This is a genomic window from Streptomyces sp. NPDC051582, assembly GCF_040681715.1.
GTDB lineage: Bacteria > Actinomycetota > Actinomycetes > Streptomycetales > Streptomycetaceae > Streptomyces.
Genome location: NZ_JBFAZJ010000013.1, coordinates 136,145 through 152,242 on the forward strand (window position 1 = coordinate 136,145; position 16,098 = coordinate 152,242).

At 69.2% G+C, this 16,098-nt stretch carries 16 protein-coding genes; all 16 read left to right on the forward strand.

Annotated features, from left to right (window positions below; genetic code table 11):
- Nucleotides 1–8: 8 nt before the first annotated feature.
- The 16 genes from AB0M92_RS19090 to AB0M92_RS19165 all read left to right on the forward strand — a co-directional run bounded on the left by AB0M92_RS19090 (nt 9) and on the right by AB0M92_RS19165 (nt 16,015).
- Nucleotides 9–398 (forward strand): hypothetical protein, encoded by a 390-nt coding sequence (locus AB0M92_RS19090; RefSeq protein ID WP_366103372.1) that lies wholly within the window; start codon nt 9–11, stop codon nt 396–398.
- A 102-nt stretch (nt 399–500) separates the two neighbouring features.
- The gene (locus AB0M92_RS19095; RefSeq protein WP_366103373.1) at nt 501–1,256 is read left to right on the forward strand and encodes a hypothetical protein; all 756 of its coding nucleotides are present in this window, start codon (nt 501–503) and stop codon (nt 1,254–1,256) included.
- Nucleotides 1,257–1,379: 123 nt separating this feature from the next.
- Nucleotides 1,380–1,610, forward strand: coding sequence for a helix-turn-helix domain-containing protein (locus tag AB0M92_RS19100; protein ID WP_366103374.1), 231 nt, complete (start codon nt 1,380–1,382; stop codon nt 1,608–1,610).
- A 27-nt stretch (nt 1,611–1,637) separates the two neighbouring features.
- Nucleotides 1,638–2,009, forward strand: coding sequence for a hypothetical protein (locus AB0M92_RS19105; RefSeq protein ID WP_366103375.1), 372 nt, complete (start codon nt 1,638–1,640; stop codon nt 2,007–2,009).
- Nucleotides 2,010–2,019: 10 nt separating this feature from the next.
- A complete protein-coding gene (locus AB0M92_RS19110) occupies nt 2,020–4,809 on the forward strand; it encodes a hypothetical protein (protein WP_366103376.1) in 2,790 nt (929 codons plus the stop codon).
- A 46-nt stretch (nt 4,810–4,855) separates the two neighbouring features.
- Entirely contained in the window at nt 4,856–5,332 is a 477-nt protein-coding gene (locus tag AB0M92_RS19115; RefSeq protein WP_366103377.1) for a hypothetical protein, read from the forward strand.
- Complete coding sequence (locus AB0M92_RS19120; protein WP_366103378.1) at nt 5,295–6,836, forward strand: terminase family protein; 1,542 nt, start codon at nt 5,295–5,297, stop codon at nt 6,834–6,836. Before AB0M92_RS19115 ends, AB0M92_RS19120 begins: the two co-directional genes overlap by 38 nt.
- Nucleotides 6,833–8,323 (forward strand): phage portal protein, encoded by a 1,491-nt coding sequence (locus tag AB0M92_RS19125; RefSeq protein WP_366103379.1) that lies wholly within the window; start codon nt 6,833–6,835, stop codon nt 8,321–8,323. Before AB0M92_RS19120 ends, AB0M92_RS19125 begins: the two co-directional genes overlap by 4 nt.
- 111 nt (nt 8,324–8,434) lie before the next feature.
- Nucleotides 8,435–9,892, forward strand: a complete 1,458-nt coding sequence (locus AB0M92_RS19130; RefSeq protein WP_366103380.1) for a 2'-5' RNA ligase family protein — start codon at nt 8,435–8,437, stop codon at nt 9,890–9,892.
- Nucleotides 9,893–9,944: 52 nt separating this feature from the next.
- Nucleotides 9,945–11,558, forward strand: a complete 1,614-nt coding sequence (locus tag AB0M92_RS19135) for a DUF6582 domain-containing protein (RefSeq protein ID WP_366103381.1) — start codon at nt 9,945–9,947, stop codon at nt 11,556–11,558.
- A gap of 121 nt (nt 11,559–11,679) precedes the next feature.
- Nucleotides 11,680–13,050, forward strand: a complete 1,371-nt coding sequence (locus AB0M92_RS19140; protein WP_366103382.1) for a hypothetical protein — start codon at nt 11,680–11,682, stop codon at nt 13,048–13,050.
- Between the two features lie 61 nt (nt 13,051–13,111).
- Nucleotides 13,112–13,411, forward strand: coding sequence for a hypothetical protein (locus AB0M92_RS19145; RefSeq protein ID WP_366103383.1), 300 nt, complete (start codon nt 13,112–13,114; stop codon nt 13,409–13,411).
- A 3-nt stretch (nt 13,412–13,414) separates the two neighbouring features.
- Entirely contained in the window at nt 13,415–14,083 is a 669-nt protein-coding gene (locus tag AB0M92_RS19150; protein WP_366103384.1) for a hypothetical protein, read from the forward strand.
- A gap of 10 nt (nt 14,084–14,093) precedes the next feature.
- The gene (locus AB0M92_RS19155) at nt 14,094–14,585 is read left to right on the forward strand and encodes a hypothetical protein (protein WP_366103385.1); all 492 of its coding nucleotides are present in this window, start codon (nt 14,094–14,096) and stop codon (nt 14,583–14,585) included.
- Nucleotides 14,586–14,651: 66 nt separating this feature from the next.
- Nucleotides 14,652–14,867: a hypothetical protein gene (locus tag AB0M92_RS19160; protein WP_366103386.1), complete on the forward strand. Its 216-nt coding sequence runs from the start codon at nt 14,652–14,654 to the stop codon at nt 14,865–14,867.
- Nucleotides 14,864–16,015: a phage tail tube protein gene (locus AB0M92_RS19165; RefSeq protein ID WP_366103387.1), complete on the forward strand. Its 1,152-nt coding sequence runs from the start codon at nt 14,864–14,866 to the stop codon at nt 16,013–16,015. The genes AB0M92_RS19160 and AB0M92_RS19165 overlap by 4 nt, the downstream gene beginning before the upstream one ends.
- Nucleotides 16,016–16,098: the final 83 nt, after the last annotated feature.

Sequence of the window (16,098 nt, forward strand, 5' to 3'; positions counted from 1 at the left end):
GAGATCCCATGTCCTACCCGCAGCTCCTCACTCCGGAAGAGAAGCTTGCCGACGGCAAGCGGCAGCTCAACATCCCGAAGATCGTCTGTCTGTGTGGCAGTACCCGCTTCATGGCTGAGATGGGCGAGGCTGACCTCTTGCTCACGTCAGATGGCCACATCGTCGTCAAGCCCGGCTGCAACATGAAGCGTCGGCATCCCCGCTGGGCCGACCCGGCCGCGGCGGAGGCACTGAAGATCCGGCTTGACGACCTGCACCGCGCCAAGATCCGCCTCGCCGACTGGATCCTCGTCGTCGGCGACTACATCGGCGACAGCACCCGCGCCGAGATTGCCTACGCCCGCAGCCTCGGCAAGCTCGTTCGGTTCACACACCCCCAGGTCGACCCGGACGTCTGATCGCGCGGTCTTGTCTGGACGTCATGCCATTCTGGGCGCGTGGGTGATCGCCGCCGCCAGGTCACCCCGCGCCCTCCGCACCACCGCTGTCGAGGAGCCACCGTGCGTACTGCAACCGCCTGTCCCGGAACTTGCAACTCGGCCTGGCGTCGCGCCGAGACCATCCGCGAAGAAGCCGGAACCGAGCACACCCTCACCCCCGCCTGGGGGCGGCCCGTCCAATGCGACGCCTGCACCGAACGAGCCCGCCACCAGCTCGCCGAACTCCCCGAACTCCTCGTCGCCGTCCAACTCGAATCCCTCAACGGATCCCGCTCCCCGTCCACCGCCACCATCGGATCGCGGGGCTCCAGCGACGCCCCCGCCTGGCCAGGGCAGGCCGCGCGCCTCCTCCTCGAAGCCGTACTCGGCGAGATGGAGGAACTGGAGACCGATATCCTGATCCGTCGCGGCATATGGGCTGTCGACGCCGAGCCGAAGAGCGACGGCATCACCGAAGGGCGCCGCATCACTGACGCCGCGAAGATCCTCGGCGCTCACCTCGACTGGATGATGCAGCACCACCCCGCGGCCGGCGAACCCCACGACCACGGGAATGCCAACCCGGCCGCGCAGATCCGCGGCTGGCACGGCGCCGCCCAGCGGTTCATCAAGGCCCACCCGCAGCACGACGTCCGGAAGCTCGCCCCCTGCCCTCGCTGCCATGGGCCGTATCTGGCCGAGTCCCGAGACCTTCGCCTCGTCGACGATCGGCCGTACATCGAGTGCCGTGACCCCGACTGCCAGCGGATCCTCACCGGCGTCGAGTACGACGCCTACGTGAAGGCTCTTGCCGCTGGCATTTCCCGAGCGGCTTGATTCCGGCCGCATCATGCATGACAATGCGGGTACGTCCAGCATGCCCAAACGTGCTCAAGGCCCTCACAGTTCACTCCGTGGGGGCCTTTCCGCATTCCGGGCCGAGAGCCGGAGAGGACTCCGATGGTCGACCTTGATGTGGATCTGCACACGACTCTCTGGACAGTCGCCCAGGCGGCCGAGGCCGCCCGGGTCAGCCCGAACGTGGTCCGCAACTGGTGCTACCGGGGCAAGCTCAAGGCTGCCGACCCCGGGCACCGAGGCCGCCCCCGCTTCCGTGCCATCGACGTGATCCGCGCCGAGAAGGACACCCGCGAGCGCGCACGCCGCACCTACAGCCTGCAGGCCGCCTGACCTACCGCTCGACGATCGGGGGTGGCCATGGGCGACCTGCCCCTCCGATGGCGGACCGCGACCGTGGCCGGGACGCAGTGGGCGGCGACGTTCACGTTCCTCGACGACGACGGCGCCCGCATGGACATCAGCGGCAAGGTCTTCGAGTTCGTGATCCGCCCGAACTCCGCGGACGCCACCGTCCCGGCCCTGGTGAAGCTGACCACGACGGCAACGGCCCAGGGCTACCTGGTCGTCGACCCCGTCGCCTCGACCGTGCAAGCCGTCCTCTCTCCGACAGCGACGCTCGCGCTCGGGACCGGCTGTCGGCCATTCGCCCTCTGGATGGACCCCGGCCTAGCCGACCAGACCTGCCTCATCGAGGGCCCGTTCTACTCCCGCCTCGTTCCCACCGCGTAGGGAGGTCGGCATGCCCAGCGTCATCGTGGCGTCGTCCGGTACCTCGGGCCCGCGCGGCAACAGCGTCCTGACCGGCACCGGTGCGCCCTCGGCGGGTACGGGCATCGACGGTGACTGGTACATCGACAACAGCACGCCGTCCGCCCTCGTCATCTACGGGCCCAAGGCCGCAGGCGCGTGGGGCAGTGGGCAGGCGCTCGGCGCCGGCGGGGCGCTGCTGCAGACGAACAACCTGTCCGACCTGAACTCGGTGCCGGCGGCACGGACGAACCTCGGGCTCGGCGGCGCCGCAGTCCTCAACATCGGGACGACTGCAGGCACGGCAGCCGCAGGCGACGACAGCCGGATGACCAACTCCCGGACGCCGACGGCGCACGCCGCCTCCCACGGATCCGGTGGCAGCGACCCCGTCACCCCGGCCGCCATCGGCGCGTACACGAACGCTGCTGGCACCGCCCTCGACGCCCGGGTCACGACCGTCGAGAACACGGCGCTGACCAAGACCGACAACCTGGCCAGCCTCGGGAACGCGACGACCGCGCGCACGAACCTGGGCCTGGGCAACTCGGCTACCCGCGCCGTTGGCACGACCGCGGGGACCGTGGCGGCTGGCGACGACGCCAGGTTCACGGCCGCGGACGCATGGGTCTTCGACGTCGTCTCCTACGGCGCGGTCGGCAACGGCAAGGTCGTCGCCGACGCCGCCATGACGGCCAGCAGCGCGACCCTGACCAGCGCCACCGCAGCCTTCGTCGTCGGCGACGTCGGCAAGGCCATCCAAGTCCTCGGCGCGGGCGCGTCCGGGGAGACCCTCGTCGGCACGATCAGCGCGTACACGAGCGGCACCCAGGTCACCCTGTCCGCGACCGCGGGCAGCACCGTGTCCGGGGCGTGCGCGATGTGGGCCACCGACGACACCACGGCCATCCAGGCCGCGATCGACGCCGCTGCGGCCTACGCGGTCGCCCATTCCGGCTCTGCGACCGTGCGGATCCCTCCCGCGTCCGGGCAGTTCTACGGGATCGCGGGCGCGCTCAAGACGGGCGGCAGCACGCTCGGGAACGCGCAGCTGACGCTGCCCGTGTACGCGGCGACCGGCCGGAAGATCACCCTGTCGATCCGAGGCACGTCCAGCGGGGCCGGGGTTCAGCACTGGCAGCAGACCGTCCCGAACACGACCGGCGCGACTCTGCTGTCCTTCGGGCTCTTCGCCTCGGCGGGGGCGCAGACGACGAGCATCAACGCTGGTGGCAACCCGGCAGTCATCGGCGGCCCGGCGCAGCCCGGCGGCTACGGCGTGGCCCCGGGGGTCTTCTCCAACCTGTACGTGGACATTGCGAACCTGTCGGTGCTGACCGCGCACTCGAAGTTCGGGCTCACCTACACCGCGATCGACCTGTCCGGTGCCGCCAACGCCCGGCTGCAGGACGTTGCGTACAGCACCACCGGCACCGTCCCCGGCAGCAGCTACGTCTCCCCGGGCGTCTTCGCCACCGGCCTGTCCATCGGTGTCCTGCTGCCGGCCAACGGGAACAACGACCTCACGATCGTCGAGAACGTGACCTGCGGCGGCGGCTACACCTACGGCATCGTCGTTCCCGAGCACACCGACATTTACGGCCTGCGGATCCTGTACTGCTGGGCCGCGTTCTGCCCGGCCGGCAGCTACTACAGCTCAGTCGGCGCCGCGCACTCGATCCGGGCCAGCCTCATCTCGATCGAGCAGTGCACCTTCCTGATCTACATCTTCGGGCCCGGCACTGGCGGCCTTGGACCGACGATGGACCTGAGGATCGACACCGAGACCAGCATCCCGCGCTTCGGGTGCCGCACCGGTGGAACAGGCTTGGCCGCCGCCCGCGGCCGGGTCGTCATCGCCGGCCTCTTCACCCCGGCCAACCTGACGCTGGACTACCCGACCGGGCTCCACATCGAGTCCGCCCAGCTCAGCTACCCCGTCACCACGAAGACGGGCAACTACACCGCGATCAGCTTCGACGAGGACATCCTCGCCGACGCAACCTCAGGCCCGATCACCATCACCCTCCCGACCGCGGTAGGCCGCACCAGGCCTATCACCGTCAAGAAGATCGACGCGAGCGGCAACCCAGTCTCGGTAGACGGCGCAGGCTCGGAAACCATCGACGGACAGCTGGTCCGCCAGCTCTTCGGTCAGTGGGACTACGCCACCCTCGGCCCCTCCGGCAGCGGCTGGTACGTCAAGGCGGCCCCCACGGCGACCTCATGGACGGATCGCCCATCAGAACAAGGGCTGCTCGCCTGGACCTACGACCCGAACATGGCTGGCCACGTCACCGCGCAGAGCAACGCGGGTGTGGCAGGCCGGATCACCCTCGTCAAGATCCCGATCCGCGAGCAGATCACCTGGAGCTCCATCTGGTTCGGCCTGGCCGGAGTCGACGCCGGCGCCACCCTGTCGAACTGCTACCTCGGCGTCTACGACAGCGCAGGGAACCTCAAGGGCGCGACAGCAGACATCTCCTCATCGCTGATGTCCGGCGCAACCGCGAAGGCCGTCGCGCTCACCTCCTCGTTCACCGCGGCACCCGGCACGTACTACATCGCCATGCTGCTTAACGGCACCTGGACCACGAACTCGCTCACCTTCAAGGCCTCGGGAGCTGGCGTTTCTGTCAACGCGGGGCTGACCGCACCCAACCTGCGGTACAGCAACCTTCTGACCAGCCAGACGTCGCTGCCATCCACTCTGACCCTGTCCAGTCAGTCCACGTCGATCATCAACACCGGCTGGGCCTCGCAGTGGTACGGGGTCAGCTGACTGCGACCGCGGCAACCAGAGGACTCACACCGACAAGGAGGCCCCCGTGGTCGCATCCAAGGCGCAGCAGGCCTTCACCGCTGAGCGGCGCGCCAAGGCCATCCGCATGAAGATCGACGGCTCCACGTACACCGAGATCGCCGAAGAGCTCGGCTACTCCGGCAGGAACTCGGCCTGCGTCGACATCCGCCGCGCCCTCGAACGGCACGTCATCGAGGAAGGCCTCGCCGTCGAGGCGTGGCGGGAGCTCGAACTCGCCCGCCTCGACGTCCTCCAGAAGGCGATCTGGCCCGAGGCGATGAAGGGCAACCCCCGGGCCATCGAGACCGCCCTGAAGATCCTCGACCGGCGGGCGAAGATGCTCGGCCTCGACAGCGCCGTCAAGCTGGAGGTGCTGACGATCGATGCCCTCGACGCCCAAATCCAGCGCCTCGAAGCCGAGCTCGGAACTGGAGCCCTCGGAATCCCCACTGCTGCGGGCGAAGTTGGAGAAACTCCGCCAGCTGAAGGCCCTGCAGGCTGAAGCCCAGCGGCGAGAGTCTGAGCGACTCCGGAAGATCGACGTCTTCGGTCTGCTCGGGTACGTCCCCACCACCAAGCAGCAGGAGTTCCACGACGCAGCCGAGTACGACGTGCTCTATGGCGGCGCCGCGGGCGGGGGCAAGACCCGAGCCCTCCTCATGGACGACCTCCGAGACTGCGTCCGAAACCCCGGCATCCGTATCGGGGCGTTCCGTCGCACCTACGGCGAGCTGAAGGAGTCCCTGCTCGCCGAGCTCTCCCAGATCGGGTACGCGGGCGCGCTCGGGGCGTCATGGAACGGCACCGAGTATGAGCTGCGCTTCCCCAACGGCTCGCTGCTGATGTTCCGGTACGCCGAGTCCGTCAAAGATGCGAGCCGCAGGCAGGGCGGCCAGTACCAGAAGCTGACCTTCGACGAGCGGACCCTGACCCCGCCCGACGTCTGCAGCTTCCTGGAGTCCCGCCTCCGCTCGGGCCGCTCCGACATCCCAGTCATCGGAATCCGCTCGGGCACCAACCCGGGCGGCGCCGGCCACGGCGCGGTGAAGACCCGCTACATCAAGCCCACGAACTACGGCGCCGACGTCATCACCGACGAACGCGACCGCACCGTCCGCTTCATCCCGAGCAAGCTCGCCGACAACCCGCACGTCAACCCGGAGTACGCCAAGGACCTCATGGGCCTCACCGGCAAGCTCCGTAGCGCCTTCCTGGACGGTGACTGGGACGTGTTTGCCGGCCAGATGTTCCCCGAGATCAAGCGCGACCGGCACGTCCTGGACCCGATCGCACTCCCAGCGACGTGGAAGCGGTACAACGGCGTCGACTGGGGCTTCTCCGCCCCCTGGGCTGTTCTGTGGGCCGCGGTCGACGAGGACGGCCGAGTCTGGATCTACCGGGAGCTGTACGAGCGCGGTGTTGGCGAGTCGGAGCAGGCGCAGCGGATCCTCGCTGCCGAGGCGGCCGGCGAGAACGTCGCGAGTCGATTCGCAGACGACGCGATGTGGGCCACCCGCGGCGACGCCAAGGCGATCGCCTCGGTGTACGCGGACAACGGCGTCCACCTCACGGCGGCGGGCAAAGGTGCCGGCTCCCGGGTCACGGGCTGGCAGCGTGTCCGCAGCTACCTGGTCGAAGCGCCTGCCTGCCCGCACCACCGGGCTCAGGGCTGGGAGACCTGCCCGAGGCTGCACGTGTTCTCGGCCGTCACCGAGCTGTACCGCGAGCTGTCCGACCTGCCTCACGCCACCAAGGGCGACCCCGAGGACGCCGATACGACAGCAGATGATCACGCGAGTGACGCCCTGCGCTACCTACTCACGAACCTGGGCACCGGCCCCGAATTCCCCCTGCTCGACACCCCGGCCCGCCAAGCTGAGGACTCGCTCCAGCCCCTCGGACCGTCGATGGCCTACCGGCCTGCCGAGACCGCCCAAGACGACGCCTCGTGGTGGTTCGACGACGATGACGGCCCGCGGCCCGGGGGGACGGTGCAAGTCGAATGAGCCTCAGGACGTGGTGGCAGGGCCTGACCGGACAGGCGGAGATACTGGAGACGGCCCCGGCGAAGGCGCCCGAGCGTGCCGGCTATGAGTACGGCATCGGGCCCGGTGGCCTGACCGAGAACATGCAGGGCACCACCGGTACCGATCGGCGTGGCACGCTCACCCAGCTGTACGACGCCTACCTCGCCTGCCCCTGGGCCTGGGCGTCGGTCAACGCGATCGCCCGAACGGTGACGGCCGGCGGCCTGGTCATGGACTGGGCGAACGACGACGGGCAGGGCGACGAGGAACCGCCCGAGAAGCCCGCCGAGGTGCTCCTCCTCGAACGGATGATCAGCTTCTGCAATCCGAGGGAGAACATCCGGCAGATCCTCCGCGGTGCCGTCACTGACCTGCTGGTCTTCGGTGACGCGTTCATCGAGGTCGTCTGGCTCGCAGGCCAGCCCGTCGCCCTGTACTCGCTGGACTGCCCGAGCATGCGGCCGATCGCCGACGAGCACGGTCAGGTTACCGGCTACGTGCAGGTCACCGAGCAGGGGCAGCGGGCCACGTTCGAGCCGCGCGAGGTCATACACATCAGCCTGGACTCCCCGCGGTCCGGCCTGTTCGGGGTGTCGCCGACCCAGGCGGCCATGCTGCCGATCACCAGCTGGCTGTTCGCCGCGGCCACCAGCAAGGAGATCTTCCGCAAGGGCTCCCCGCCGCAGATCCACGTCGACTTCCCCGCGAACTTCTCCCCGGCGGAGATGAACCGGTGGAACGCCCAGTACCAGCAGCGGAACATCGGCCCGCGGAACATCGGCACGCCGATCTCCACCAAGGGCGGCGCGCAAATCCAGGAGCTCGCCCAGGGCCGCACCGTCGACTACCTGAAATTCTTGGACCAGCGGCGCGACGAGATCATCGCCACCTACGGCGTGCCGCCGGCGAAGGTCGGCATCATCGAGTCCGGCAACCTCGGCGGCGGAACCGGCGAGAGCCAGGACCGGACGTTCATGGTCAACACGGTGCAGCCGATCGCCGAACTCATACTCGAAGCACTCAACTTCCACCTCGGCCGGGTTGGCTTCGGCATCGAGGGCTGGCGGATGAAGTTCCGGGACGTCGACATGAGGGACTCCAAGACGGTCGAGGAGATCCGCGACATGCGACTCCGCTCCGGCGCCTGGAGCCTCAACAGATACCGCGCCGACATCAACGAACCGCCCGTCGAAGGCGGCGACCAGCCGCTCCTCGTCGACCGCACCAATTTCGTGCTCTGGTCCGACATGGACGCCATGTCCCGGGCCACCGTCGCAGACCGGCTCAAGGGAACGAGCTTCGACCTCGACGGCCCCACGCCGGGCGCGCCCCTCGAACTGGTAGCCACGGAACCGCCGGCCGCAGCGCCACCCGCGCCGACGGAGACTCGCCAGCAGCAGTACAAGCGGCGCCTGCGCGAGGCGCTGGCCAGCCTGCCGGGAGGCGTCGATGAGCGCGCCGCCTGAACCCGAGCCCGGCCCCGTCCTCCAACCGCCCGATCCGCCAGGGCATCCGCTGCGGGCCAAGGACGTGGCCCCGCTCATCAAGAAGCGCATCGGCTGAGGAAAGGGGGCGGCGTGGCGTCTCCGGACTATTCCGACGGCTGCATGATCGCCCTCTACCCGCCGCCGGAACTCGCCGAGGAGCTCGCCGTCGAAGGCGGTCTTCCAGCCGAGGACTTGCACGTCACGGTGGCCTACCTCGGGAACGCTGACGAGGTGGACGCCGAGCCCTTCAACCAGGTCGCCCAAGAGTTGGCCGAGCGGAAGCCGTTCACCGGGAAGCTGGCCGGCCTGGCCCGCTTCACCGGCGGCGACAAAGACGTCCTGGTCGCTCTGGTCGACTCCCCAGACCTTGAGGACCTGCGCCGCGACACTCTCGACGCCCTCTACGAGCGCGGCATCGAGATCCCGCGTGACCACGGGTACACGGCCCATCTCTCCTTGACGTATCTGGAGCCCGAAGAGACGGCCCCGCTCGACCGGTTGCCCGCCCAGGACGTCGAGTTCACCGCCCTGGCAGCTGTCCACGGCCTCGACCGCGCGGATACGACCTTCGCACACCCCATGGACTCGGTGGCGCGCGAGGCGTTCGCGGCCGGCTGGGCCATGTCGGGCGGGCCGATGACCGAACGCGTTCAGGTGGCCTGCGAGACCGCGGTGCAGATCGCAGCCGAGGCAGCAGATGACCCGGACATTCTCCGAGCGACCATCGACCTCGGCCGCCTCGAAGGCATGTGGGCATTGCTCTTCCAGCGTCGCGAAGAGCAGCAGGCCAAGCATGCCAAGGCCATCGGCGTCGCATGGCGGCCTCTCATCGACCGCGCGGCCGTCGCGGCTGCGGTCGACGAGTTCAGGCTTCGCATGGGCGTCGCGGAAGCACGCGGTCCGGACTGGGCGCGGATCCGCGCCGAGGCACTCGCCACGGCGAAGAAGATGCTGTACGCCCTCGTCGACGTCGCCGGCTTCGGGAAACTTCGGCAGGCCCTGCGGGACGCGATCGCCGCGGGCCGGGCTGAGGGCATGGTCAACGCGGTCGCCATCGCAGCCGAACGCGGAGCCCAGATCGGCCTCGACTGGAACATCGCCTTCAAGGATGCCTACCGGTCGATGGAACGCCTCGACGAACTGTGGGCCGACGCGGACGGCTGGCTCGCCCGCACCCTCGACGGCGCCGCCGGAGACCTCGGCAGCGTCCTCGCCGACGGCATGGAAGCCGGCCTAACCCGCGACGAGATGATCGACGCGGCCATGGACGTCCTCACCGCCGACGACGCCGCGGTGGCCTTCACCGTCGACTGGGCTATGACCACCGCAGCCGACGAAGGCGCGTTCGCCCTGTACCGGGCCGAAGGCGTCCTGCAGATCGACATCATCACCGCAGGCGACGGCAGGGTCTGCAGCGCCTGCATCGATGCCGAGTCAGGCAACCCCTGGCATATCGGCGACCAGCCGCGGATGCCCCTGCACCCGATCTGCCGCTGCTGCTACGCCGCCGACGTGTCCCTCGCCCACTTCGCGGCCTGGATGACCTGACCTCCTGGAGGAGCCCATGAGCCAGCCCTTCTCCCCGATCGGACGGTGAGACATGGCCTCCATCGGAACGATCACTGGCGTCGCCCTTGAGCCCGGCGTGAGCCGCAACGGGCGCCGCTACACGGTGGAGAACATCGGCAAGGCCGTCGCGCGCGCCAAGGAGCGCCTCGCCGAGGGTGAGTTTCCACTCACGATGCTTTCGCATCATGCCGCCGATGACGACTCGACGCAGATCGTCGGCCGCATCACCGCGATTGAGCAGGACGAAAACGGTGCAGCCCGTTACGCCGCGTCCATCGCTGACACCGGGCCCGGCCGCACGATCGCTGCGCTTGTCGACGACTCGGACGGGCCGCCGTTCCTGCGCGGCGTCTCTATCCGTGGCGCCTGGGTCGGCAAGGTCCGTCGCGAGACTGGCCCTGATGGCGCCCCCGTGGAGACCGCCCCGGACCTCGAAATCGACGGTCTGGACTTCACCAGAAAGCCGGGTGTCCCAGGAGCCCGCGTCGACACCTACACGCCTGCCGGCGGCCAGCCGGCGGAGTCTGCACCCGATGGCCGGGTGTTCATCACCGAGTCTGTACAGGAGGCGCTGGTGCATACCGTCAGCGAAACAGCCGCCGAATCGGCGGCCGTCGAGTCGGCGGGCATCTACGCCGACTCCGGCTACCAGGCCGACAAGGGGAAGCGGTTCCCCCTCGACACCAAGGCGCAGGCCAAGGCTGCGTGGGTCAGCGTCCACGAGACCGAAACCGCCCGCAACTACACGTCCGCGCAGCTCAAGCGTGTCCGCCAGCGCATCGTCAAGTCCCTCAAAGGCCACGGCGTACAGGTCGCAGCGCAGGAGGGCTGGCTGATCGACCCGATCGGTCAGGTCTCGGAGGCCATGGCCGAGTGCCTCGGCTTCTCTGATGACCCAGGCCACGGCGGATCCATGTCGGTCAGCCTCACCAACGGGCCGACCACGGTCACCGTCACCTCGTACTGCGTCGACCCCCACGACCTCGACGCAGTCGGCCGCGCCGCGATGGCAGGCGCCTGCCAGGCCATCGCGGCGATCGACCCGGACATGGACGCCGACATCGACACGTCGGCAGCCGTCAACGCGGACCTGGAGGACGACGACGCCATGGAGACCGCCCCCGAAACCCCGGCCACGGAATCCCCGGCGGCCGAGACCACCCAGGAACAGGAGACCGCCATGGCGGAGTCCACCACCCCGGCCGCCGAGGCGGCGGCCGTCCCCGCCGCGGGCGGGGTCCACCTCACCGACGACCAGTTCAAGGCCCTCCTCGCTGCAGTCGCCCCGCAGCCGGCGCCCGCCGCGGTCGAGTCCGCGCCCGCCGAGCCGGTGGCCGAAGCGGCTCCCGCTGCGGCCGAGGTCACGGAGACCGAGGACGCGCGAATCGCCCGCCTGGTCCAGGAGGGCATCGCCAAGGCCCTCCCTGCGGCCGTGCAGGAGCACGTCGAGACCACGGGCGGCCCCTCCCGCAAGGGCCTCGTTGCCCCGGTCGCCGAGTCCACGGCCGCCGGAACTGGCACGGGCCTGCCGGAGGGCTGGCCGCAGAAGCCCCTCCACGAGTACAGCGACGAGGAGTGGCGCCAGACCGGCGGCAGCACCATCGTCGGCGCGATCCTCGGCAACCGGCAGCCCTCCCAGGGCTGACCAACCCCTCACGCTTCCCTGACCGCCAGCCGCCGGCTGGTGCCTTCCGGCAGTGATGGTCACCCAGCCCCGCCCCCGCGCGGGGCTTCGTCGTACCCACCACGTTCCGAAAGGCAACACCATGTCTCAGGCTGAACTCCGCGAGGCTCTGACCGCCGCGGGTGCCGCATCCCTCGTCAACACCGTCATCGACCCGATGCTGCTGGAGTACCAGCGCCGGTACGCGCCGCTCGTGCGCGCTGTCACCGCCAAGAAGTGGGACTCCACGGTCTACTACTTCAACCAGCGGACCCAGCGGGCTACCGGCGGCTTCGTCACCGACGGCGGCGCCCGGCCGGTCTCCAACAGCACCTACCTGCAGAACAGCTTCCCGATCCGCAACATGCAGGCCGTCGGCGCGGTCACCGGCTACGCCCAGGCCGTCACCCGCAGCCTCGTCCAGGACCTGAAGCAGCAGGAAATCGAGGGCTCCATCCAGGGCCTGTACTGGGACATCGAGAACGCCATGCTCTGGGGCAACGCGGGCAGCACCCAGTACGGCGCCTACCCCCAGTTCGACGGCGTCGACAGCCTCGTCTCGACGTACTCCGGCACCAACCAGAACGCGATCGACTTCAATGCCGCCATGTCGCTCGGCGCGCTCGACAAGCTGATCGACATGGTCGAGCAGCAGGCCGCCATGGCCGTCCAGGACAAGTCGTGGATGCTGGTCATGTCTCCGACCGCGGCATCGAAGGTCGCGCAGCTGCTCCAGGCCCAGCAGCGGTTCGCCGACCGCGTCGAGGTCGCTGGCGGCCTGAACGTCCCGACCTACCGAGACGTCCCGATCATCAAGTCCTCGTTCCTGTCGGCCCGCGGCTTCGCCATGGGCGCGGTCACCACGGCGACCGCCACTACTGGCGGCACGCTCGCCGCGGCCACGTACTACTACCAGGTGGTGCCGGTCATCGCCCGTCAGGGCGAGCTCCAGCCGTCCACGGAGGTCTCGCAGGTCACCACCGGCGCCACGTCCACCGTCACCCTGTCCTTCTCCACCCCGGCAGGCCTGGACGGCTCCCAGCCCAACCTCTACAAGGTCTACCGGTCGACCGCCACCGGCACGGAGACGCTCCTCGGCTACGTGGACGCGGTCGTCGGTGTCGCGGCGGACGGGGTCACCCCGGTCCTGACCGTGTCGATCGTGGACGACGGCGCCAAGCTCACCCCGAAGAACGGCTCGACCGTTCCTGCCCAGGGCCCGGCCGCCTACGTCGGCACCAACGCCTCTGCGAAGCCGTCGGCGGCGGGCCAGGAGAACATCTATCTGATGTCCCGCGACCCGAACTTCGTGGTGCGGCCCTACGTCCGCGAGCTCACTCCGCTCGATGTCTATCCGACGGTGAACGGCGCGGACCAGCTGCCCTACGCCATCGTCTCCGACACGACCCTCGCGGTCCGGGCGACGAAGTACCTGGGCAGGCTCGCCCGCGTCACCACGACCCTGTCCAGCTGACCCCTCGCCGGGTGCGCCAGCCGGAGCTGGCGCACCCGCCCCACACCTAAGGAGGAGCCTGATGGCTCTCATCCGCAAGGCGGCAGCCGGCGCCGACAGCTTCGGCCACGTCTGGCCGGAGGACGGCGCTGTCGTCGAGATCGACAACGCCGAAGAGATCGCCGCGCTGATGGCCATTCCCGACGCCGGATTCAGCGAGGTCGTCCGCCCGACCAAGAAGGCCAAGGCCGACGAACCGAAGGACAGCGACCCGTCAGACGGCGAGGAACTGTCCGAGGTCGACCCCAAGGCGGAAGACGTCGAGACGCCGCCCGCCAAGAAGACCGCGGCCCGCAAGACCGCCGCCAGCAAGCCGGAGTAGCCGATGGCCGCGGACTCGCCGGCACCGCTGGCCACAGCGTCCGACATGGCCGCCGGCCAGTTCGCCGACCTGGTCCGCGACTACGACGCCGACATCCTCGCCCAGCTGATGATCGAGGCAACCCGCCAGTGCGAGGGCATCGCCGGCCGGCGCCTCGCACCGTTCACCGCGGTCCCGGAGTCACACCGGGCCACGGGCATCGACCCGGACGAACTCTCCGACGCGGGATCCATGCCGCTGGACCTGCAGGCCACCGTCGGCCGCTCCTACGCAGCCGCGCTCGGCGGCGGCGACCAGGTCCGGCACGTGTGGCTCAACGAATACGCTCCCCGCTACCCGGAGATGTGGACGTACTCGAACTTGCAGGTCACGCTGCTGCGCTCCTACGGCGGCTCGCAGATCGTGGGAGCGGCATCCCTACTCGGCGCCGAAAACGACTCAGGCCACGTCTGGTTCTCCCTCGGCACGTTCCTGCCACCCGGCTCACTAATCCGCGTGCTCTACGACGGCGGCTACTCCACCACCCCGGCCGATCTGGGCCGGGCCTGCAAGCTGCTGGCGGCCAGCCTCGCTCTCGGCGAGATCGACCCGGCCGGCACCCAGTTCGGTCACGACCGCGGTGTCCTGGCCGCGCAGGCCGAGGCCATCCTCTGCTACTACCAGCGGTCATGAAGGGGGCGACGTGAGCAGTGCCGACGCGGTCGCCCGAGAGACGGCCTGGCTGTCCGCCTTCGACCCCGAGGACGGGCTTCCCGCACTCCTGGCGGCCCAGGACGGGCCGTTCGATGTCCTTCAGGGCTACCTGCCACGTACCCCGATCCAACGGCGCCGGCAGCTGTACGTGATGCGGCGGCGCATCCAAGAGGTGCGTACCGCGAACGTTCGGCGGATGGCCCGGTACAACTTCGAGCTACAGATCACCTGGCCGGCGTCTTCCCCCTCTGGATCCGCCGAGGAGCCCCAGCAGGCCCTCGACAACGCCGTGGATCTCGTCCTGCAGCGGATCGGCGGGCTGATGCTCGACAAGACCCACGGCGGCCGCTTCCTGAGCGTGGCCGAGGACCCGGCCGAGGTCTCTGTCGTTTTTGCCGACCCCGACCCGTCGCTCCGCGGCAACGCCGACCTGACCTGCAGCATCAGCTATTCGGCCGACGACATCGAGATCAGCGGCTGACCCTCCCCACGAGCCCCCAGCCGTCTGGCCGGGGGCTTTCCCACGCCCCGACCTCGGGAGAGCCCTGTGCGCCAGCGCAACGACACCGGGCAGGCCTGGCACTTCGCAGCCGCGCCCGCCACCGACAGCAAGCCCGAGCAGCCGCCGTACAGCGTCGAACCGGGCGACACCGTCGACTATCCGCAGCTCCTGGACGGCTGGACGGCCGCCCCCGAGACCCCGGCTCCGGCCAAGACCCGCGGCAAGAAGACTGCCGAAGATGAGGGAGGTGAGCCGTCGTGACGCTCCTCTCTCGGCTCGGATGGGTCGGCATCGCGAAGGAGTCGGTGCAGGGCACGTTCCTCGCACCGACGTTCTATCTGCCCGTCACCAAGTCGGACTTCAACGTCGAGTACACGCAGCTGAAGGACGTCTCCTACCGGGCCAATGACACGAATCTCCAGGGCCTGTACCAGGGCGTGGGAGAGACCTCCGCGAGCCTTGAGCTGGCCGCTTACCCGGACTGCCTCGGGTACTTCCTGCGGATCATCGGCCCGGACACGGTCACGGCCGGCGTCGCCACGACCCTGTCGTCTTCGACGATCGCCGGCGCCTCATCGATCTCGACGGCTGCCACGATCCCGGCCGGGTCGACGATCCGCATCGACACCGCTGGCAACGCGGAGTACGCGATCACCGGAACCCCCTCCGGGTCTGGCCCGTACACGATCCCGATCACGACGCCGGCGACCGGGCTGACGCTGCCCCACTCGTCGAGCGTCGCGGTGGTGGCGCAGACCACCCATACCTTCAAGCAGTCCACCTCGGTCGCGAAGCCGACCTACTCCTTCGTCGACCAGAACGTTTTCGAGACGTGGGGCTACCCGGGCTGCATGCTGTCCGAGGTCGGCCTGAAGATCGACCCGAAGGGCATGGCCACCCTCGACGCCAAGCTGACCGGATGGATCCCCGCCGTCCAGACCGGCCTGGCCGCGCCCACGTTCACCAGCGTGCAGCCGATGCTCGGCTGGCAGTGGGCCATGACCAACGCCGGCGGATCCTCCACGCGCGGCCTGTCCTACGACCTGACGCTGAAGCGGTCCACGGACGCCATCCACGCGTCCAACGGGTCTCAGCAGCCCCGCGAGGTGTTCTCGGGCGTGCTCGATGCGGACGTCAAGTACAAGGCGATCTACGAGAACGACACGGACTACAACCTGTACCTGCAGGCGCTGCAGACGTCGCCGACGACCGCAGTCCTCACCCAGCCCGTCACCGCTGGCGGCGCCTCCCTGACGCTGACTACGACCACTCCTGGCTGGTCGAAGGGCGGCTATGACAAGTCCGGCACCTACGTGAGCGCCGACTTCGAGATCAGCGGCATCTACAACTCGGCCGACGCCGGCGCCATCCAAGTCGTCCTCAAGAACTGGGTCACCTCGGCCTACTAGCCCCTCAACTCCCTGGCCGTGCCGCACGTGAGGGCGTCACGGCACGGCCAGGGTCTGACGCCCTCGACGCCCTCAACACTGGA

Bases quoted from the DNA above. Each gene is read 5' to 3' on its own strand.
- AB0M92_RS19090 (WP_366103372.1), top strand. From the start codon at position 9: ATGTCCTACCCGCAGCTCCTCACTCCGGAAGAGAAGCTTGCCGACGGC.
- AB0M92_RS19100 (WP_366103374.1), top strand. From the start codon at position 1,380: ATGGTCGACCTTGATGTGGATCTGCACACGACTCTCTGGACAGTCGCC.
- AB0M92_RS19105 (WP_366103375.1), top strand. From the start codon at position 1,638: ATGGGCGACCTGCCCCTCCGATGGCGGACCGCGACCGTGGCCGGGACG.
- AB0M92_RS19110 (WP_366103376.1), top strand. From the start codon at position 2,020: ATGCCCAGCGTCATCGTGGCGTCGTCCGGTACCTCGGGCCCGCGCGGC.
- AB0M92_RS19125 (WP_366103379.1), top strand. From the start codon at position 6,833: ATGAGCCTCAGGACGTGGTGGCAGGGCCTGACCGGACAGGCGGAGATA.
- AB0M92_RS19135 (WP_366103381.1), top strand. From the start codon at position 9,945: ATGGCCTCCATCGGAACGATCACTGGCGTCGCCCTTGAGCCCGGCGTG.
- AB0M92_RS19140 (WP_366103382.1), top strand. From the start codon at position 11,680: ATGTCTCAGGCTGAACTCCGCGAGGCTCTGACCGCCGCGGGTGCCGCA.
- AB0M92_RS19145 (WP_366103383.1), top strand. From the start codon at position 13,112: ATGGCTCTCATCCGCAAGGCGGCAGCCGGCGCCGACAGCTTCGGCCAC.
- AB0M92_RS19150 (WP_366103384.1), top strand. From the start codon at position 13,415: ATGGCCGCGGACTCGCCGGCACCGCTGGCCACAGCGTCCGACATGGCC.